Raw genomic sequence first — 19,345 nt, 5'->3', positions numbered from 1 at the left:
GACCATCTCCCCTTGCGGTCAATTGGCCAAAGGATTGCGGTCAATACATGGCTGCGGCGGGATTTATTCGGACGGTTTCCAGCGTTGTGCGGCGCTGGCGTCGGCTTCCTTGGCCTCGACCCAGCCGCCCTCGGAACCATCGGCGCGATGCTCTTTCTTCCAGAACGGCGCACGCGATTTCAAATAGTCCATGAGAAAATTCGCCGCCTCGAATGCCGCCTGGCGATGCGCCGAGGCGGCCACCACCAGCACGATGTTGTCGCCGGGCGCGATCTTGCCGTGGCGGTGGATCGCGGTGAGACCCTGCAGCGGCCACCGCTGAACCGCTTCAGCGGCAATGCGGCTGATCTCGGCTTCCGCCATGCCGGGATAGTGTTCGAGCTCGAGCGCTGAGAGCGTGCCCTGCTCGTCGCGGCAAAGACCGGAGAAGGTGACGACGGCGCCGATATCGGCGCGGCCTTGCGTCAGTCTGGCGATCTCGGCGGCGACGTCAAAATCCTGCGCCTGAATGCGCACGACAGGTACGACCGCGCCGGTCATCTCAGCCCCCGGTCATCGGCGGGAACAGCGCAATCTCGCGCGCGCCTGATATCTTCTCGCGGTGCTCGACATGTTCCTGGTTGATGGCGACGCGGATCACATCGGGATATTGCAGCGCGTGCTCGTAGCTTTCGCCGCGCGATTTCAGCCAGCGCAGGAGGTCTGCGACCGTCTCGATGTCAGCAGGCAAGTCGACGTCTTCCTCGGGCACGCCGATGCGTTCGCGCACCCAGGCAAAATAAATGAGCCGGGTCGTCATCTCACTCGTCCATGATGTGTTTGAGGCCGGCGCGGAAATAATCGTAGCCAGTGTAGAGCGTGACCAAGGCCGCGATCCACAGCAGCACCAGCCCGGTCTGGGTGGTCAGCGGGAAGATCTTGTCGCCGGCCGGCCCGGCCAGCAGGAAGGCGATAGCGACCATCTGGATGGCGGTCTTCCATTTTGCCAGCTGCGTCACCGGCACCGAGACCTTGAGCGCCGCCAGATACTCGCGCAGGCCGGAGACGAGGATTTCGCGGCACAGGATGATGATCGCCGCCCACAGCGACCAACCGGCAATGCCCGCATGGCGATCGGTGTCGGCGGCCAGCAGCAGCAGGCAGGTGGCGACCAACAATTTGTCCGCGATCGGGTCAAGCATCTTGCCGATATTGGAGGTCTGCTGCCAGGCGCGCGCCAGGTAGCCATCCAGATAATCGGTGATAGAGGCGAGCAGGAAGATGACCAGCGCCGACCAGCGGGCGAAGTCGCTCGACTTCAGATGCCCTTCAAGAAAAAAGCACAGCACCACCAGCGGCACCGCGATAATGCGGGCGTAGGTAAGTATATTGGGCAGGTTGAAAGCGCGCTGGGCCATATCTGGGAAAACTCTTTCTGCCTGCCTACTCAAATCAGATGCCAATGCAGGGGGTCAACAGCCGACAATCGATTGGCCAGACAAAAATGGGACCCTGGCCGTCAGCTCTCGTGGAAATGATTGTAGACCAGTTTCGCCACCCGCTCGGAAATACCGTCGACTTTGCGCAGGTCCTCGATCGCGGCGCGGCTGACCGCCTTGGCGGTGCCGAAGGCCAGCAGCAGGGCGCGCTTGCGGCCTGGACCGATGCCGCTGATCTCGTCGAGCGGGCTCTTGACCATCTCCTTCTTGCGGCGCGCACGGTGCGAACCGATGGCGAAACGGTGGACCTCATCGCGCAAGCGCTGGACAAAATAAAGGACGGGGTCGCGGACCGGCAGCGAAAATGAGTCCCTGCCCCTGACGAAGAAGCGCTCGCGGCCGGCGTCGCGATCCTGGCCCTTGGCGATGCCGATCGCCACCACGCGATCTTCGATGCCGAGATCCGAAAGGATCTTGCGCACCGCCGTCATCTGGCCCTGGCCGCCGTCGACCAGGATGGCATCTGGCCAGGCCGGGAAGCTGCCGGAGATATCATCCTCGACATCGTCGCCCGCCTCGCCCGCATCGCCGGCAACGGCAACATCGCCATGTTCCTTGAGCAGCCGCGAAAACCGCCGCTCCATCACCTCGCGCATCATGCCGAAATCGTCGCCAGGAGTGATGTCGGTCGAGCGGATGTTGAATTTTCTGTATTGGTTCTTCACAAAACCTTCCGGCCCGGCGACCACCATGGCACCGACCGCATTGGTGCCCATGATGTGCGAATTGTCGTAGACTTCGATGCGCACCGGCGGCTTGGCCAGGCCGAAGGTTTCGGCGAAACCGGCAAGCAGGCGTCCCTGTGTGGAGGTTTCGGCCAGCCGCCTGCCAAGCGCCTCGCGGGCATTCTGCAGCGCGTTGTCGGTCAGATCCTTCTTCTCGCCGCGCTGCGGCACAGAGATCGCGACCTTGCGACCGGCGCAGGTGGAGAGCGCCTCGGCCAGCAATTCCTGGTCCTGGACACTCTGCGACAGAAGAATGTTCCGCGGCGTTGGCTTGTCGTCATAGAACTGCGCCAGGAAAGAACCCAGCACCTCCGATCCCTCCAGCGCCGGATCGGCCTTGGGGAAATAGGCGCGGTTGCCCCAATTCTGGCCGGTGCGGAAGAAGAACACCTGAATGCAGACCTGGCCGCCTTCCTGATGGATGGCGAAGACATCGGCCTCGTCGACGGTCGCCGGATTGATGCCCTGGTGACTCTGCACATGCGACAGGGCGGCCAGTCGATCCCGGTAGATCGCGGCGCGCTCGAAATCGAGAGCTTCAGACGCCTGCTGCATGGCGGCCGAGATTTCCGTCTTCACCTTCTGGCTGCGGCCGGACAGGAAGTCTTTCGCTTCGGCAACCAGCTTCGCATAGTCCTGGTGCGAGATCTCTCCGGTGCAGGGGCCGGCGCAGCGCTTGATCTGATAAAGCAGGCACGGCCGCGTGCGGTTCTCATAGAAAGAGTTGGTGCAGCTGCGCAGCAAAAAGGCGCGCTGCAGAGAGTTGATTGTGCGACCCACCGCGCCGGCGGAGGCGAAGGGGCCGAAATAGTCGCCTTTGCGCGAACGCGCGCCGCGATGTTTGTAGATGCCGGGCGAGATATGGTCGCCGGTCAACAGGATATAAGGAAACGACTTGTCGTCACGCATCAACACGTTGAATCGCGGCCGCAAGCGCTTGATAAGATTGGCTTCGAGCAGCAGCGCTTCGATCTCGGTGCGGGTGACGACGAACTCCATCGTCGATGTCTCGCGCACCATGCGGCCGATGCGGGTGGTGTGGAAGCGGCCTTGCGCGTAGCTGGTGACGCGCTTCTTCAGGCTGCGCGCCTTGCCGACATAGAGCACGTCGCCGGCGGCATTCATCATGCGGTAGACGCCGGGCGCGTTGGGCAGCCGCTTGACCAGCGTCTGGATCACCTCGGCGCCGACCATGCCTTCGGCGTCGCCTGCATGCGGCGTCCAGTCGATGGCGGTGAAGGCAACATCGGGATCCGCAGGTTCGACGATCTCCTCGACCACCTCGTCCTCGAGGTCGATATCGGGGGGCAGATCATCGGCGCCGCCGCGCGGCTTGTTCTTGTGATCCAAAGGACTCATTCCATCATGCCTGTCACATCGGGCGTCTGCCATGCAAGATGCTGGCCGCCATCGAGCGCGATCATCTGGCCGGTGACCGAGCGCGCGGCCCAGAGATAACGGATCGTGGCGCCGAATTCCGGCAATTCCGGGCCGCGCTTGAGGATCAAGCCGTCGACTTGGGCGGCAAAATCGCCGTCGTCCTGGCGTGTGTTCTTCAAGGTCGGCCCCGGACCGATGGCGTTGACACGGATGCGGGGACCGAGCGCCTGTGCCATCATCTGCGTTGCCGCCCACAGCGTCGACTTGGACAGGGCATAGGAGAAATAGCGCGGCGTCGGCCGCCAGACGCGCTGGTCGATGATGTTGACGATCAGGCCCTCCTGCCCCTCAGGCAACGCCCGGGCGAAGTTCTGCGCCAGCAGCGCGGGTGCCTTCACATGCACTGCAAAGTGCCGATCCCAGGCCCGCCAGTCGAAATCCAGAACCGAATCGTCGACGAACAGCGACGCATTGTTGACCAGCAGCGAGATCGGCCCGAGCGCTGCTTGCGCCTGGCCGACGAGGTCGCCGACGGCATCCATATCGGTCAGGTCGGCGGCGATCACGACGGCGCGGCCACCGCCGGCATTGATTCCGGCAGCCAACGCATCGGCCTCGGTACGCGAGCGGTTACAATTGATGGCGACGGCAAACCCGTGGGCGGCGAGATCCTCGACGATTGCCCTACCAATCCGTTTTGCCCCACCCGTCACCAGCGCCGTGGCCGTGGCTTTGCTCATATCGTGTCAATCCTCAATTTCGGCCCGAAAAACGGTGCCGGCGAAATATGGCCCGGCATGCGTTAAATGGCGTTCGCACCTTGGGCAGCATTGTGGCGAAACGGCCTTTTCGGCGTCTCGACTCGCTCGGACTCGGAGCCGCCCGACCGGAATATAGGGCGCTGGACTCCTTGCACCAAGCGGTGTGCAGCGCAGCACGGGATGGCTCCTGCCATTTCGCTGTTGCGAAGATGCAACGTCAAGTTTCTGCCTCATTCGTGCCGGGGAATGACCCAAGTTCAGGTTCGGTTCAGCCGCATTTTGACACGACATTTGGAACCGGCGAACGCCAGATCCGTTTCACCCCCCGGACGGGTAGATGGCGATCGTGAGAAACAAGCCTGTGTCCTGTGGCTTAAGGAGTAAAGAACAATGCAAGCCAATTTCAAATTCGCACGGCCGCTGGCCGTGGCGCTCGGGCTCTTCGCCCTCAGCGGAACTGCCTATGCCGCGGACGTCGTCCAGGAAGAGCCGCCGGCACCCGCGCCGGTCGCCGAACTTCCGGTCGCTTCGTGGGCCGGCCCCTATGCCGGTCTCAACGTCGGCTATGGCTTCAGCGGCCGTACGAAGGAAAAGGATTTCGGCGTTGAGACCGATACCAAGGGTTTCGTCGGCAGCGTCTTCGGCGGCTACCAGTGGCAGCAGGAGAACTTCGTTTACGGTGCTGAAGCCGAACTCGGCTACAACGGCGTGAAGGGTGACGATAACGGCATCGACTCCAAGGCCGGCTTCGAAGGCTCGCTGCGTGCCCGTCTCGGCTACGCTGTGACCCCGGAAATCCTGCTCTATGGCACCGGCGGCCTCGCCGGCAGAAGCCTGAAGGTGGAAGACACCGTGCTTGGCACCAGCGACACCGCAACCATGCTCGGCTGGACCGCCGGCCTCGGTACAGACATCAAGCTGACCGACAATGTGTTCGGCCGCGTCGAATATCGTTACACCGACTTCGGAAGCAAGGACTTCGGCGGCGGCATTGGCAATGTCAAGGCCACCGACAACCGCGTCACCTTCGGCGTTGGTATGAAGTTCTAAGTCGTTCAAGCCACGACACGAAAAAGCCGGGCCTCGCGCCCGGCTTTTTTTGTTCGGATGGTCACGCGGCTGATCGAGGCGGTCACCCCGGGGTGATCAAGGCGATCACCCGGGAATGCAGGGCTTCAGTTCTGGAAATTTCTCGTCGAAACGCGCTGCCCAGCGCGTCAGCCGGGCGCGGCCCTTTTCCCATTTTCCGGCGAAGCGCAAAGAGAGATAGCCAAGACAGGCGCGCAGCGCCATTTGGCCGGCAGTGATTTTCTTCGGCAGCTTCGGCGGGTTGGCGTTGAGCAGATCGAGTGCTGCCGTGATCTTTCCCCATTGGCGGTCGAGCCAGGGCTGGTGGACCATCTCGTCAGGCCGCGTGCGCCGCTCATAGACCATCGACAGCGCACAGTCGCAAATGCCGTCCGCCAATGCCTCCAGCACTTCCGCCTCGAGCCGCTTGTCGGGATTGCGCGGAAAAAGCGCGCTCTTCGACAAACGGTTGAGGTGCTGGATGATGGCGCGGCTGTCATGGATGGAGCGGCCGTCATCGAGCACCAGAACCGGGATCTTGCCGAGCGGGTTGGCGATCAACAAGTCGGCTGGCTTCTCCTCAGTCTTGATCGGCACCAGATCGACGGCGATGCCGGCATAGGCTGCTGCCATTCGCACCTTGGAACTGTATGGAGAAGACGACGCGTAGAGCAGCTTCGGCATGGATCGGTTTCCTGTTTTGCGGCGGGCAGTGTTGACCGATCAGGCGCGATCGAGCAATGGCCAGAAGCGGAAAACCCGACGGCCGGCGGCAAGACCGAAAAGCCTCACGGCAACCTTTGACCCGCATCGTTGACACAGAAAAAGCTCCACCGGACTCCGCCCTACGGCGAAGTCCTGGGAGCTGCGAAAAGATATCCTCCGTCCGCCTCTGTTCTCGCCTTCCGAGTGCCGAAGCAACAAGCGGGGCGCCTGTCGGCACCCACCCTTGACTGTCTCGATACTGCCCCCGGCGAGGGAGACGCGATTACTTCTTGCCGGACTTCGCGGGTGCTGCCTTCGGCTTGGCCGCGGGTGCCGCTTTCTTCACCGGCGCTGAAGATTTCGCTGCCGCCGCCTTCTTTGCCGGCGCAGCCTTGGCTGCCGGTTTCTTGGCAGGTGCTGCCTTCGCAGCCGGCTTCTTGGCAGGCGCTGCCTTCTTCACAGCGGGTTTTGCCGCAGCCTTTGCAACCGGCTTCTTGGCCGGCGCCGCCTTCGCAGCCGGCTTAGCCGCTGCCTTGGCAGGAGCTGCCTTCTTCACTGCAGGTTTTGCCGCTGCCTTTGCCGCCGGCTTCTTGGCCGGCGCTGCTTTTGCCTTGGGCGCGGCCGCCTTCGGCTTGGCAGCAGGTGCTGCTTTCTTCACTGCAGTTGCGACCTTCGCCGTCGCTGCTTTTACGGGTGCTTTCTTTGCCGGTGCCTTGGACGCCGGCGCTTTGGATGACTGCTTAGCCATGCGATGCCCCTTCCGTTGTGCCGACGGCCGTAATGACCCGGCGCGCTCATGCATATCTGACTCGCGGCTTGCTAGCCAGCGAAGCAATAGACTGATTTTCGCAGCTTAAATTTTGGTTACGGTTGGCACATGATCGTGCTGATCATCGTAGAAATCCGCTGCTGATCTTCAACCATTGCCCAAAGTGTACGGCTGACACTCTCCACACGCTGCAACCGTGGAGCTGTGAAGATCAGCCTCCAGCTTTGCGCGCCGATCTCCGGCCACGGTTACGATGACCTGCAGCTTCAACGGCGCGATCATCTCGTGCAAGCTGGCGATCTACACGCATCATGACGGCCAATCGACGCGTCACCTTGTCAAGCATGATACCGGCGTTCGCTCTTAGGTCAGTTGACAGATAACTCTACGTCACGGAGTATTCTGCGCGAGCTATGCGAGTGCTTCAATGTTGATCACACAGGCGCAAGGGGCGATGTCGCTGTTCGAGATTGGCGCGACGGCGCCTCCTGGCGGCCGCACCGTTGGTGGTCTCCGGCGTCGCCGCATTGGAGCTGACTGATGAGTGCCGACGAAATCATCCACCAGAGCACTCGGCTCAGGATCATGGCCACCCTGAACATGCTGGAAAGGCGGGAAACGTTGGACTTCAGCCAATTGAAGGCCATCCTGGACGTCACCGACGGCAATCTCGGCGCGCATCTCGATACGCTGGCCAGGGCCGGCTATGTCGATATCGAAAAGCTGTTCGTCGGACGCCGGCCGCAGACGCGCGTCAGGGCGACGACGAGCGGACGGCGCGCGTTCCGCAGCCACGCCGCTTTCCTACGCAAAATCCTCGATCATGCCCAGGCGGCGCCGCGCAGGAAATAGCGCGGCGATCGCGCGGTTCACCCGGCGCACGATCTTCGGCATGCGCATCAGGTCCTCGCTGGGTAACTGGCGATACCTCGCCATCTTGGCCACATCGGCCTCGGCGATGATCCCGTCGACGCCGGTGCGTGGGCGCGATTGCCCGCAGCCGATCAAGCCGCAGGCGCGAAAAAAGATCGAAACGGGAAAGCGGGCTTAGCGCAGGACGCGGCAGCGGCCGTTGTAGACCATCCAGCGGTCGAAGCCCGAGACGCAGAATTCGACGTTATCGCCGATCGAGGCGAAGCCCTGGCCTTCCTCGATCAAGTACCAGATTGTGCGATCACGGCCATCGGAGAGACTGACGGTGGCGCCGCAGTAGCGGCGGCCGATAGGCCAGGTGTCGCTGGCCGGCAGATAGCGGTGCTGGTGGATGCGCTGAAAATCAGTGATCTGAACGACCGGCAGATGCGGCACGTGATGCACCTGGTAGGAGAAGCGGCTGGTGATCTTGTTCAGCACCCAGGCTTCGCCACAGACGCCGCTGTCCTCATCGGAATAGACCGTGAGATCGGCGGCCTGCACGGCCTGGGTGACGCCCAGAGGCGCGGCAAGCGGGGTGCAGAGCGAAATCAGGGCGGCGAGTGCAGATTTGGCGAAGCGAGTCATGACAGCCTCTCAAGGTCGATTGCGCGCACTGTGCGGATTCGCTTGGCAGCGGTCAAGCGGTTGTGCAAACAATGGTTTCCCAGGTTGAAACAGCACTGGCCAGAGCCGGACTTGCGTGGATCGGAATCACCGCGGCCCGTTGATAGCCGGCCCGAGAGAGCGCGAGCCCTGGGTCGTAAAAGAGTTCCGCCCTCCTGGCGCCGAACGGCGATATCCGAAGCCCTTCGCCGTCAACCCTGCTCGCCTGCCAGCCATTCCAGCGACCAGTGCGCCGGCCTCCCTACCGCAAGCAGCCGGTGCAAGGCCGGCAGCAGCATCCGCAGTTCGCCCTCCAGCGTGAAAGGCGGGTTGACCACCAGCAGGCCGCTGCCGTCTAGGCTGGGCTCCGAAGAGGCCGGCCTGATCTCGAATTCTATGTCGAGCAGCTTCGGGATGCCGGATTGCTTCAGCGCCTTCCTGAAGGCAATTATCGCCTTGCGGTCCTTGATCGGATACCACAGCGCATAGATGCCGCCGGGCCACCGCTTGTGCGCCCTTAAGAGCCCGTCGACGAGGCGCTCGAACTCACCCGTTTCCTCGAAGGGCGGATCGATGAGAACCAGGCCGCGCTTTTCCTTCGGCGGCAGATGCGCGCCGAGCGCCAGCCAGCCATCGAGCTCGATTATCCGGGCCTGGAAATCGCCGGCAAAAAGCGTCCTCAGCTTCGCCACATCCTTGGGGTGCAGCTCGATCGCCGTCAGCCGGTCCTGCTTGCGCATGAGATGACGCGCGATCAGCGGCGAGCCCGGATATTTCTGGATGCCACCCTCCGGGTTGAGCGACCGCACCGTCTCCAGATAAGGCGCAAGCAGTGCTGCTACCGGCGCGGCAAGCTGGGCATCGATCAACCTGCCGATGCCGCCTTGCCACTCACCGGTCTTCTGCGCTTCGACCGAGGACAGGTCGTAGCGGCCGATGCCGGCATGGGTGTCGATGACCCGAAACGCCTTGTCCTTCTGCTTCAGATACTCGAGCAACCGCGTCAGCACGACATGCTTGACGACGTCGGCGAAATTTCCGGCGTGATAGGCGTGGCGGTAGTTCATGGTTCGGTGCCGTTATGCATGTCGGCGTCCCAAAACCGCTGCACACTTGTGGGCGACATGCATCAGCCCCTGCCCCAGCGAGGCGGTGGCTGCGAGTTCGGATTTTCCGGCCGGCCGCCATGAGTACGCAAAGTCAGCAAAAACCCGATCAAGCCGACCGCCATCAGCGAGAAGCCGACCGGCCGCGCACGGCTGTCGATCTCGCCGACACCCGAGCGCAGGATCAGATCGACCGCTCGCATCGGTATGTCGTCGGCATCACCCTGTCCGACGGTGAAGACATAAGGACCTGGGTTGACGCTCTCGATCACTCCGGCCTCGTCGCGAAAGATCTTGTCTGGCAGCTGGGGACTGGCCTGGCGCGGACTGTCGGAATGGTTGAACTGGAGGGTCGAGGCGAGCACCGTGCGGCCACTGCTGGCTGCTGTCAGCGTCAGCACGGTGCGCTGCTGCGCGACGATGCGCTCGGCTCTTGCGGTCAGGTCGACCAGCACCCGCACTGGCGCGTCGCGACTGCCGAGCGGCACCGTCAGGGGCTTGAAGCGGCCCTGCTCATAGACCCGCCAGGTGCCGATCTCATGGCCGGAGAAATTGCTCATTGCCCAGGGATAGATGACACCGATGCCGGTGCCGGCGAGCAGGATCAGGACAAACACAAAGCGCATTCACTTCACCCACAGGCTATCGTGACCTTGCCAATAGCGCCCCGACGGCCAAAAGGCGATGGCCAGGTGTTGCAGCTTTCGGGCCGTGGGAGCGGGATCACTCGGGACAGCAACCAGACGGCGGCCGCATAGCAAGGCAGGCAAGGTTCTACCTATGCGCTCAAACACAATGGCGATAATGACCGGTATTCCCTCAACGAAATGAATGCCCGTGTACGCTTTCTGGCAAGATGGGGACCACTGGTCCAGGCGCCCGCCTCAAATTGCTTCACCTGTTCTTTGTTGGAATTCCTCGCCGCCAAGGCTCTCATTCTGCCTTGAACGAGATGCCGCGTCCGACCGCATTTTTTCCACGAACGAGCCAATACACTGATTCACAATGAGGATCGGCGGTGGACGCCTATGGCTCGGCCTCGAGAAGCCGGCGCCGGCCGTATGATTGACCATTCGCAAGATATGATTAAGGAATTGCTAATTTAGTTGACTATGATTTCCACAGGTATATTTTTGATATGTTGGGATGTGCAATTTGGGCGAGCAATCGACGATGATGGCACCAGACGTGTGATCGCGATTTCGGGGCACAGAGAACGCTGAGCGGCAACACATAGATCGTGTAGCGAAACCAGCTTCGCGAACCCCAAAGAACAGTTAACGCACATCAGCGATGGCGACTCCGCAGATGCGGAGGGTTTGCCACGTTCTCATGGACGTGGCCGGGCAATGCTTTGTCCGGCCAGGCAATAGCGTGTGCTGTGGGTAAGAGGAAACCATGAGTAAGCTTATCAAGGTCCTTAAACTGGAATCCGACTGCCAAAGGGGCGCCAACCAAAACCGAAGCCGCGCCCTGGTCGCCGGAGGTGCTGGATTTTTAGGATCGCATCTGTGCGAACGCCTTCTGCGGGACGGATACGACGTTGTCGCCCTGGACAATTTCCATACCGGCAAAAAAAACAATCTCAATGCCCTTCTGCGTAATCCGAGATTCATGTGCATCGAGCACGATATCGTCAATGCACTGCCTTCGGGTCTTCGGTTCGATGAGATCTACAATCTCGCTTGCCCAGCCTCTCCGCCGCACTACCAGGCCGACCCGATCCATACCTTCAAGACAAGCGTGCTCGGTTCGCTGAACCTCCTGGAGCTCGCGCTCCAGAACAATGCCAAGATATTCCAGGCCTCGACCTCCGAAATCTATGGCGACCCTTTTGTGCATCCACAGCCCGAGAGTTACTTCGGCAACGTCAATACGCACGGACCGCGGTCCTGTTACGACGAAGGCAAGCGCTCGGCCGAAACCTTGTTCTTCGACTATTCGAGAACGTATGGCCTCAATATCCGCGTCGCCCGCATTTTCAACACCTATGGCCGCCGCATGCAGCCCGATGACGGGCGCGTGGTTTCGAACTTCATCGTCCAGGCGCTGCAGGGCAAAGACCTGACCGTCTATGGCCATGGCCTGCAGACGCGTTCGTTCTGCTATGCCGACGATCTGATCGAGGGCTTTGTCCGGCTGATGAATGCGCCGAATGCACCCGCGCATCCAGTCAACCTCGGCAACCCCAGCGAATTCACGATCATGGAACTGGCGACACTGGTTATCGATTACACCAACTCCCGATCGAAGATCGTGCATCGGCCACTACCGATCGACGATCCCAGGCAGCGCAAGCCGGACATTTCCTTTGCCAGGGCCAATCTCGGCTGGGAACCGAAAGTCGGGCTGCGCCAGGGGCTCGCGCGTACCGTCGAGTATTTTGACACCCTGCTTTACGGAGGCCAGCTGGCCAAAGGAGCCACGGCTTCATGACCCGGCCGGCAATTCTGGTGACTGGCGGAGCCGGGTTCATTGGCAGCCACACCTGCAAGCTGTTGGCCTCCGCCGGCTATTTGCCGGTGGTTTTCGACAATCTAAGCCGCGGCAACGAGAAATCCGTTGCCTGGGGTCCGCTTGTCGTCGGCGACATCCGCAGCCAGACCGCGCTGCAGGCGGCGATGAATACGTATCGGCCGACGGCGGTCATCCACTTTGCGGCGCTGGCCTATGTCGGAGAATCCGTTCACCAGCCGGCCGAATACTATTCGACCAATGTGACAGGCACCGTCGCGGTACTCGATGCGGCGCGTGCGAACTCAATCGAGAACATCATCTTCTCCAGCAGCTGCGCGACCTACGGCGTGCCGGAAGCGTTGCCCGTTCGCGAGACGTCCGCGCAAAATCCGATCAACCCATACGGGCGCACCAAGCTGATGGGAGAACAGATCATCGGCGACTATGCGTCCGCATACGGAATGAAATTCGCGATCCTGCGCTATTTCAACGCTTGTGGCGCCGATCCCGATGGCGAACTCGGTGAGTGGCATTCGCCGGAAACGCATCTGGTTCCCAGGGTGCTAATGGCTGCATCAGGACTCATCGACGAGATCGAGGTTTTTGGCACTGACTACGACACGTCGGACGGCACCTGCGTACGCGACTATATCCACGTCAGCGATCTGGCCCGTGCCCATCTGAAAGCCCTCATGCATCTCGAGGGTGGCGGACAAAGCCTGGCCGTCAACCTCGGCACAGGGCGGGGCATATCCATCAAGGAGATTGTCCAGGCGGTCGGCCGGATGACGTCAAGATCTGTTCCGGCCGTCTTCAGGAATCGGCGGCCGGGAGATCCGGCGGAGCTTTACGCCGACCCCGGAAGCGCACGCGAACGTCTCGGCTTTGTGCCGGAGCTCTCCGACATCGACACGATCATCAGGACGGCTGCCCCATTTTTTGGGCTGGACACAAAACCGATGAAGGAGGCGGCAGCGTCAGCCGCTGCTCGACAGATCAGAGATAGCGGGGGCGGCAGCTCGCGCGTTGGCCAAATCCGCTAGGGCTGCAGATATAAGGCGAACCGCCCAGGAACGTGCCACCACCGCCCGGAGTGAAGGAGACCTTCACCGGCGCCGGTGTGCGGACTTCGAGCCGCTGCGGCGATGCAAAAGCGTAGGTTCTTTCAGTCGTCCGAATCGTGCTTGTCGTCAGGATCGGAGGCTCAACTCTGAGCGAACGCACAAAGAATCCAGCTTGGACCGGCTGTACAGCCTGGCTGCGGGCCGCGTGGACCACAGGCTGGATAAGGATCGAATCGGTCTCAGTCGCGTCCATACCCTGACAACCTGCAACCAGAAGACTCATTCCCACCGCCGCGGCAATAGATACGAAAGTATTACTTGGGCGAAATGCACCCTTTGCGTCGCTGTCCATCATTTATCCCTTGCTGCCAAGTATAATCCAAGGGCGCGTTGCGACATACTATGCCTTCGCCGCTTTCACGCCGGATGAGTGACCATTCGCACATCACACGTGAACATTAGACATCACTAATTATTAAATTTCATCAAACCCGTGTGGTAGGCCCACCATCTTGTCGTTCTGTCACATAGGATTGAATGCTATCATGCAGCGGTAGGCGCGCTGATTGCACGTGCCGAACGGCTTGATGCTTGACCATAAGCGATTCGCCGCTTCCTGGACAGGCGCCCGGCAAAGTGCAGGCTGCTCTCAGAACAGGGATGGGTTTGGAGATTTCAACCCGGTGTCATGGCTCATGCCGGCCATGCTGAACGGTACCACCAGAAACCAGGATCGGGCGCCCTCTGGGGCGAGTCCGCTTGTGCCTCAACGTGGCTGAACACGGCCTAATTCTTGGAATCGACCAGCTTTCGGGCCTCTTCGAACTGCGCGCCCTTTGTGTCGCCTGTTTCGAACTTCCTGTGTTCGTCGGAAATACCCTCGGGAGATCGCTTGAAACTATACCATTCCCCATCCGGGTCCTTGCGTTTCTCGACGTTCCCGCCCTGGATTCGGTGGCTGTAGCAGGTGCGATGCTGCTTGCCGGCGTAGCTCTTCGACCGCCAGGCGAGTTCCATGCACATCTTGCCGCCGCTGGTCACCAGCCATCTGCCCTCCGCGACTGATGCCGTGTCCTGCCCGGACGTCCAGGCCTTGAGGTGTCGGTCGCCCCGAGCGAAATAGGCCGCTCCGTTCTTCCATACCCATGTGCGGCCGGCATACATAAGCTGCAGTTCGTAAGGAGTTGGAACAGTTGCGCTGTTCGCTTGCGCAGCTGCACTGTCCTTGGCGGCGTAAGCCGCTCCAGAAAGGGCCGCCTGGCCGAAGACGGCCAGGAAAAACAGAAGTTGCGTGCAACTTGCGAACCGACAACGGTCCTTGTATCGCCAACGGTCGACACCTGGCGGCGATCTGGTCGGAGCTATCTGCACCATTGACATTCGCATGACTGCTTGACCAAGGGCAGCGCTATCGGCGCGACAGCCATGCAAACTATTTAACAGCCGCGAGAACCGCGATGTCAACGTTCGCGAGGCCAAAGGACAGCACTTATTCGAGACACGCATAGACCGCCGTCGTCAAATTAAGGATTGCGTCGTATACTTCCGCACATCTTTGACAATCGCACGCAAGAGCAAATCCGCGGACGTCAGAGGGGACGCGGTTTCAAATGACAGACGACCCGGAATTGAATCAGGCTGAAGTTCGGCAATACCTGCCGCAGTCGATCGGCCGGGACACGGCTGCCCGTAGCTATCTGGTCCCCAACACGGCGATCTTGCTGGGGATCCTGTTCATTGCGGTCGTATTCAGGTTCCACAACATAACCTTGCCGCTGGTCGATGCCTTCAGCTGGCGCGAGACGAGCACGGCAATGATGGCAGACAATTTCCAGCAGCGTAGCTGGAATATCTTCTTCCCGGAGGTCAGCTGGACAGGGCCCGGGCCAAGTTACCAAGGCCGCGAATTCCAGATCGTCAGCTATGTCACCGCCCTGCTCTATCAACTCTTCGGCTGGCACGACTGGTTCGGCCGGATGGTTGCGGCCTTCTTCGGCCTGGTGACGGTGTTTTCGCTGCACAGATTAACGGCGCTATGCTGGGGCGAGACGCACGCCCATGCCGCAGCCCTTGCCTATGCGCTGATGCCGGCGGCGATCATGATCGACAGTTCGTTTCTTCCCGATCCCTCGATGCTGGCCCTGGTGACGCTCGGCGTCTGGCTTTTCGCGAAATACTGGGCCGGCGGCAGCGGCCGGCTGTTGCCGCTCGCCACGGTCAGCTTCTCGCTCGGAGTGCTGTCAAAGCCGCCGGGCCTCGCCGCCGGCGCCGTCATCTTCTACCTGATGGTCTGCTGGTTGCTGGAGAAGAAGTGGAAGCCGGCGACCAGCGTCTTGCTGTCGGGGCTTTTGAGCCTGGCCATTATCGGCGCCTATTTCAGCTGGGCCATCTATCTCGGCCACAGCTATCCGCCGTTTCATGTCGCGGGTAGCGGCTACATCTGGGATTCCGGCTTCTGGACTTTCTTCAGGAACAGCTTCTACTTCAAATCCGTGTGGAACACCTCAGTCTGGTGGTTCTACGGCTATCCGTTCATGGTGCTGATCGCGGCCGGCTTCTGGATGCCGCCCAGACCCACCAAAGACCCGAAGCAACGCGCTCTTTCGGCCATTCCCTATGTTTGGCTGGCCGCGGCCATGGTCGTCTATCTGGCGGCGGCGCGCGAGATCACCAGCAATCCCTGGAATTACCACATCTTCCATGTGCCGTTCGCGATGTTCTGCGGCCGCGGCGCGCTTCTCCTGGCAACGCTTGCATCGGGAACCGCCCTGTCGCCGGCGGTCGTGCTGCGCTCGATCTGCATCGCGGTCGTTACACTCGTGTGGTCGACCTTTCCCCTCGTCAGAACGATGAAGGCGCCGATCGCCATGAACGGCAAACTGCTCGGCGAGGAATTGGCGCGGTTGGCGCGCCCGGGCGACCTCGTCGTCGCTATCGCGCCCGAGGCCGGCGATCCCGTCGCAGTCTATTACAGCAGGGCGCGCGGCTGGGTATTCCCGCCTGGCGGAGGCGATGTCGAATGGTCGAAATTCGTCGCGGACGATGCCACTGCGATCGCGCAGCTCGAGGAGTTGCGCGCGCAGGGCGCGGACCTGTTCGGCACGGCCAAGAACGCCGCCGACAAGCAGGATCGGTTGTTCGTCGAGCATCATGACGGGGTCATCGACTATCTGGACAAGACCGGAACCAAGCTTGTGGATTCCGATGATTTGCTGGTCTATAGGATCACCCGTCCATGAGAGCTGCGACGGTCCGGGGCTGTAGGCCATCGACAAGAAATGGTCCGGCGGTTCAGCGGCCCCGCATTCGCCTGCGGAAGGCAACGCGGCGGACCAGGCGAAGCGATCCCTGATGACGCCAGGGATATTCGGGCGCACCGACGCTGCCGCTGGAACTCGGCGGAGAAAACCGGCGGAGAATTGGTTGAAAAGAGCAATCTCGATAGTCGTGACGCTGGCCCTGCTGGCCTGGCTGGCCAGCGACTCGCGCTGGCGCATGGTCGGCGACGCCTTCGAGCGCATTACGCCCGGCATGTTCGCTGTGGCGACGATCGCATTTTTCGTCACCTATGTCTTGCGTGCGCTGCGCGTCTGCGACGAGTTCCGCGACGAGGTTGATGGCCGTTTCGGCGCCTGCCTGCGCATTATCCTGATCCACAATGCGATGATCAACGTCGTCCCCTTCCGTGGCGGCGAGACGGCCTTCCCGCTGCTGCTGCGCCAAGTCTTCGGCGTACCGATCATGCGCGCCAGCGCCTCGCTGCTGTGGTTCAGGCTGCAGGACGCCTTCGTCGTCGGCGTGCTGGCCCTGGCGGTTTGGCCGGGTCTGCATCCGGCGATAAGGATCGCCGGCGTGGCCGCCTTGATCGCCGCCGCCTGGTACCTGCCGCGCTGGGCACGTGCTCCGCATGACTGGGCTGGGCGCAGCAGGATCGTGGCCAAGCTCGGCCTGCTTCGCGACACCTTCACCGAGGCGACCGGTCGCTCCCGCTACGGCTGGTGGTGGACAATCGCCAACTGGTCGCTGAAGCTCACCGTGCAGGGATGGCTGCTGGCGCTGATATTGGGGACATCGTTCACCACCGCATTTCCCGGCGTCGTCGGAGCCGAAGGCGCCGCCATACTGCCAGTGCAAGGCGTCGCCGGCTTCGGTACCTATGAGGCGGGTGCGGCCGCGGCGCTGCTCACCTCCGGAATCGCGATGAAGAGCGGCCTGCAGGCGGCGCTGGCGCTGCACCTGTTCATCTTCTGCTCGGCAATCGTCACGGGCGCGATCGCCTGGCTGTTTCCCTCGAAATCGACGCTGCCGGGGAACCCGGCTGTCGGACCTGCAAGGAAGCCATCACAATGAACATATTGCCCATCCCTGCTTCGGGACTGCCTGACGGCGCAGTGATGCCGGACCATACGCTGTCCATCGTCGTACCCATGTACAACGAGGCCGAGAACGTCGAGCCGCTGCTGGCACGGATTCACCAGGCGATGGAAGGCTACGACCGGCCGTGGGAGGTCGTGCTGGTCGATGACGGCAGCACCGACGCGACGGTGAGCGAGATCAGGCGCCTGGCAGCGCATTACGGCCCGCATGTTCACGCGGTCGAGCTGGTCCGCAACTACAAGCAGACCGCCGCGATGCAGGCCGGCATCGACGCAGCACGCGGCGACGTCATCGCCACGATCGACGGCGACCTGCAAAATGATCCCTTCGACATTCCGCGCATGGTCTACCGCCTGCTGAGCGAGGATCTCGACATGGTGGTCGGCTGGCGCAAGGACCGCCAGGAAGGCTTTTTCATGCGCAGACTCCCCTCGCGTATCGCCAACGCACTGATCGCGCGTGTCACCGGCGTTCGTCTCAAGGACTATGGCTGCAGCCTCAAGGTCTATCGCGGCAATGTCATCCGCAGCGTCAAGCTCTATGGCGAGATGCACCGCTTCATCCCGGCTTGGCTGGCCACGGTGACGACCCCCAGACGCATCGCACAGGAGGTGGTGACGCATCATGCCCGCATCCACGGCGAGTCCAAATATGGCATTTCGCGCACCTTCAGGGTCGTTCTCGATCTGGTGTTCATGTATTTCTTCATGCGCTATCGCACACGTCCCGGACATTTCTTCGGCGGCATCGGCATCGTGCTTGGCGCGCTGGGATCGTTGATCCTTGCGTACCTGCTTTGCCTGAAGTTGTTTTTCGCACAAGACATCGGAACACGCCCGATGCTGTTCACCGGCTTCTTCCTGCTTATTGCGGGAGTGCAGATGGTGACGTCGGGCGTGCTGGCCGAGATGCTGGCACGCGTCTATCACGAGGCGAACGGAGCATCGGCCTATGTCGCGCGGCCGCAGCCGGTTTCCGACAACAATGACGGTTGGCACCGCCCTGGTCGGGCATCGTGACCTGATTGGAACGCCCTATAGGTTCCATGCCGATCGTGGTGACCGGAGCGGCGGGCATGTCTGCCGGCGGCTTGAGGATCGACGAAGTCGTCGGCAACATGAACGCCTGATGCAATCCGGCACTGAAGGTGGCAAGGCGCAGCCGGCTTGCCGCCAGGAAAGTGCGGAACGAGGAAGGACTGACAAGGTTTGCCGAACCGTGTCGCCAGAATGATGGTCGAAGGGCAAGAGGTAAGGCGCAACGCCTGCGCCAACCTCTTGCCCTTGACTCTCGCCCCCCGGGCGAAGACCAGAGCGGCCGCCTCTTCACTCAAACCGCGCCGCCGCTTTCGCGTCTGATGTTCTAAACTAAAATCAGTAACGCGAACGGCAGCTGGCGCGTTGGCCGAAGCCGCTCGGGCTGCAAATCCAGGGCGAATGACCCAGGAACGGGCCGCCATTGCCCGTACTATAGGAAACCTTCACCGGCGCCGGCCTGCCGACCGGCTGCGGCCGCACGAGGGCCGCATAGATCTCCTGCCTCGTACGCGTCACGGTCGTCATCCGTGTCAGCGGTTTGCGATTGATCAGATGCAGCGGCTTGTTCTCGACGGAGTGCTGCTTCTTGCCGAGCGTATAAACCGCGGGCTTGGTGCCGATCGAGCTGGTCTTGTTCGCATCCATACTCTGGCAACCGGACGCCATCGAGATCAATGCAACAGTGGCAAATGCACAGACATATTTCTTGCCGATCCTTGCCCCGTTTACCATAGACTTTTTCATCGCATCCCCTGCCGCAAATACAAATCGTTGGAGCGCGGAGATCTATTCCCTCTTATTGTTATCTCTCCGCGCCACGTGAGCAGCCTATCGCCACTCACATCGTGGCCACATATTAGAGGAAGCTTATTAAGATTCGGGCAAACGACATGATGAGCG

The 19,345-nt window shown here is 61.4% G+C and carries 20 protein-coding genes; 7 read left to right on the top strand and 13 right to left on the bottom strand.

Annotated elements, in window-relative coordinates:
• Positions 1–63: 63 nt before the first annotated feature.
• The 5 genes from NKI20_RS09315 to NKI20_RS09295 form a co-directional block, all read right to left on the bottom strand.
• Positions 64–540 (bottom strand): molybdenum cofactor biosynthesis protein MoaE, encoded by a 477-nt coding sequence (locus tag NKI20_RS09315; RefSeq protein ID WP_352599083.1) that lies wholly within the window; start codon positions 538–540, stop codon positions 64–66.
• A 1-nt stretch (position 541) separates the two neighbouring features.
• Positions 542–799 (bottom strand): molybdopterin converting factor subunit 1, encoded by a 258-nt coding sequence (gene moaD, locus NKI20_RS09310; protein WP_352599085.1) that lies wholly within the window; start codon positions 797–799, stop codon positions 542–544.
• A 1-nt stretch (position 800) separates the two neighbouring features.
• Positions 801–1,397, bottom strand: coding sequence for a CDP-diacylglycerol--glycerol-3-phosphate 3-phosphatidyltransferase (gene pgsA, locus NKI20_RS09305; protein ID WP_023761562.1), 597 nt, complete (start codon positions 1,395–1,397; stop codon positions 801–803).
• 101 nt (positions 1,398–1,498) lie between these two features.
• Positions 1,499–3,562 carry an excinuclease ABC subunit UvrC gene (gene uvrC / locus NKI20_RS09300; protein WP_352830009.1) on the bottom strand — a complete coding sequence of 688 codons (2,064 nt, stop codon included), beginning with the start codon at positions 3,560–3,562 and terminating at the stop codon, positions 1,499–1,501.
• Positions 3,559–4,323: an SDR family oxidoreductase gene (locus NKI20_RS09295; protein WP_352830007.1), complete on the bottom strand. Its 765-nt coding sequence runs from the start codon at positions 4,321–4,323 to the stop codon at positions 3,559–3,561. The genes uvrC and NKI20_RS09295 overlap by 4 nt, the downstream gene beginning before the upstream one ends.
• Positions 4,324–4,734: 411 nt before the next feature.
• Between NKI20_RS09295 and NKI20_RS09290 the strand changes: the two genes are divergently transcribed.
• The gene (locus NKI20_RS09290) at positions 4,735–5,394 is read left to right on the top strand and encodes an outer membrane protein (RefSeq protein WP_023761565.1); all 660 of its coding nucleotides are present in this window, start codon (positions 4,735–4,737) and stop codon (positions 5,392–5,394) included.
• 105 nt (positions 5,395–5,499) lie between these two features.
• On the opposite strand, the gene NKI20_RS09285 is transcribed toward NKI20_RS09290, so the two are convergent.
• The gene (locus tag NKI20_RS09285) at positions 5,500–6,096 is read right to left on the bottom strand and encodes a glutathione S-transferase family protein (RefSeq protein ID WP_352830005.1); all 597 of its coding nucleotides are present in this window, start codon (positions 6,094–6,096) and stop codon (positions 5,500–5,502) included.
• A gap of 304 nt (positions 6,097–6,400) precedes the next feature.
• Positions 6,401–6,865 (bottom strand): hypothetical protein, encoded by a 465-nt coding sequence (locus NKI20_RS09280; RefSeq protein ID WP_352830004.1) that lies wholly within the window; start codon positions 6,863–6,865, stop codon positions 6,401–6,403.
• Between the two features lie 561 nt (positions 6,866–7,426).
• On the opposite strand from NKI20_RS09280, the gene NKI20_RS09275 reads away from it, so the two are divergent.
• On the top strand, positions 7,427–7,738 hold the full coding sequence (locus NKI20_RS09275; RefSeq protein WP_352830003.1) for a transcriptional regulator: 312 nt from the start codon (positions 7,427–7,429) through the stop codon (positions 7,736–7,738).
• Here NKI20_RS09275 and NKI20_RS09270 read toward each other — a convergent pair.
• From NKI20_RS09270 to NKI20_RS09255, 4 genes are all read right to left on the bottom strand, one after another.
• On the bottom strand, positions 7,691–7,894 hold the full coding sequence (locus tag NKI20_RS09270; RefSeq protein ID WP_352830001.1) for a hypothetical protein: 204 nt from the start codon (positions 7,892–7,894) through the stop codon (positions 7,691–7,693). The genes NKI20_RS09275 and NKI20_RS09270 overlap by 48 nt on opposite strands.
• Before the next feature lie 39 nt (positions 7,895–7,933).
• Positions 7,934–8,386, bottom strand: a complete 453-nt coding sequence (locus tag NKI20_RS09265) for a hypothetical protein (protein WP_352830000.1) — start codon at positions 8,384–8,386, stop codon at positions 7,934–7,936.
• A gap of 230 nt (positions 8,387–8,616) precedes the next feature.
• Entirely contained in the window at positions 8,617–9,471 is an 855-nt protein-coding gene (locus NKI20_RS09260) for a 23S rRNA (adenine(2030)-N(6))-methyltransferase RlmJ (RefSeq protein ID WP_352829999.1), read from the bottom strand.
• A gap of 62 nt (positions 9,472–9,533) precedes the next feature.
• Complete coding sequence (locus NKI20_RS09255; protein ID WP_352829998.1) at positions 9,534–10,136, bottom strand: hypothetical protein; 603 nt, start codon at positions 10,134–10,136, stop codon at positions 9,534–9,536.
• Between the two features lie 772 nt (positions 10,137–10,908).
• On the opposite strand from NKI20_RS09255, the gene NKI20_RS09250 reads away from it, so the two are divergent.
• Complete coding sequence (locus NKI20_RS09250) at positions 10,909–11,946, top strand: UDP-glucuronic acid decarboxylase family protein (protein ID WP_023761574.1); 1,038 nt, start codon at positions 10,909–10,911, stop codon at positions 11,944–11,946.
• Entirely contained in the window at positions 11,943–13,010 is a 1,068-nt protein-coding gene (galE, locus tag NKI20_RS09245; protein ID WP_352829996.1) for a UDP-glucose 4-epimerase GalE, read from the top strand. Before NKI20_RS09250 ends, galE begins: the two co-directional genes overlap by 4 nt.
• Positions 13,011–13,817: 807 nt before the next feature.
• Here galE and NKI20_RS09240 read toward each other — a convergent pair.
• A complete protein-coding gene (locus NKI20_RS09240; protein ID WP_502898069.1) occupies positions 13,818–14,405 on the bottom strand; it encodes a DUF995 domain-containing protein in 588 nt (195 codons plus the stop codon).
• Positions 14,406–14,641: 236 nt separating this feature from the next.
• On the opposite strand from NKI20_RS09240, the gene NKI20_RS09235 reads away from it, so the two are divergent.
• From NKI20_RS09235 to NKI20_RS09225, 3 genes are all read left to right on the top strand, one after another.
• Entirely contained in the window at positions 14,642–16,270 is a 1,629-nt protein-coding gene (locus tag NKI20_RS09235; RefSeq protein WP_352829994.1) for an ArnT family glycosyltransferase, read from the top strand.
• Between the two features lie 184 nt (positions 16,271–16,454).
• Positions 16,455–17,381 carry a lysylphosphatidylglycerol synthase transmembrane domain-containing protein gene (locus tag NKI20_RS09230; protein ID WP_352829992.1) on the top strand — a complete coding sequence of 309 codons (927 nt, stop codon included), beginning with the start codon at positions 16,455–16,457 and terminating at the stop codon, positions 17,379–17,381.
• A gap of 44 nt (positions 17,382–17,425) precedes the next feature.
• Entirely contained in the window at positions 17,426–18,427 is a 1,002-nt protein-coding gene (locus NKI20_RS09225; RefSeq protein WP_352830102.1) for a glycosyltransferase family 2 protein, read from the top strand.
• A gap of 354 nt (positions 18,428–18,781) precedes the next feature.
• Here NKI20_RS09225 and NKI20_RS09220 read toward each other — a convergent pair whose 3' ends face one another.
• Positions 18,782–19,189 (bottom strand): hypothetical protein, encoded by a 408-nt coding sequence (locus tag NKI20_RS09220; RefSeq protein ID WP_352829990.1) that lies wholly within the window; start codon positions 19,187–19,189, stop codon positions 18,782–18,784.
• Positions 19,190–19,345 lie beyond the last annotated feature (156 nt).

Origin of the sequence: Mesorhizobium sp. M0830 (genome assembly GCF_040319965.1) — a bacterium.
Lineage (GTDB): Bacteria > Pseudomonadota > Alphaproteobacteria > Rhizobiales > Rhizobiaceae > Mesorhizobium.
This window is presented reverse-complemented; position numbering and strand designations above follow the sequence as displayed.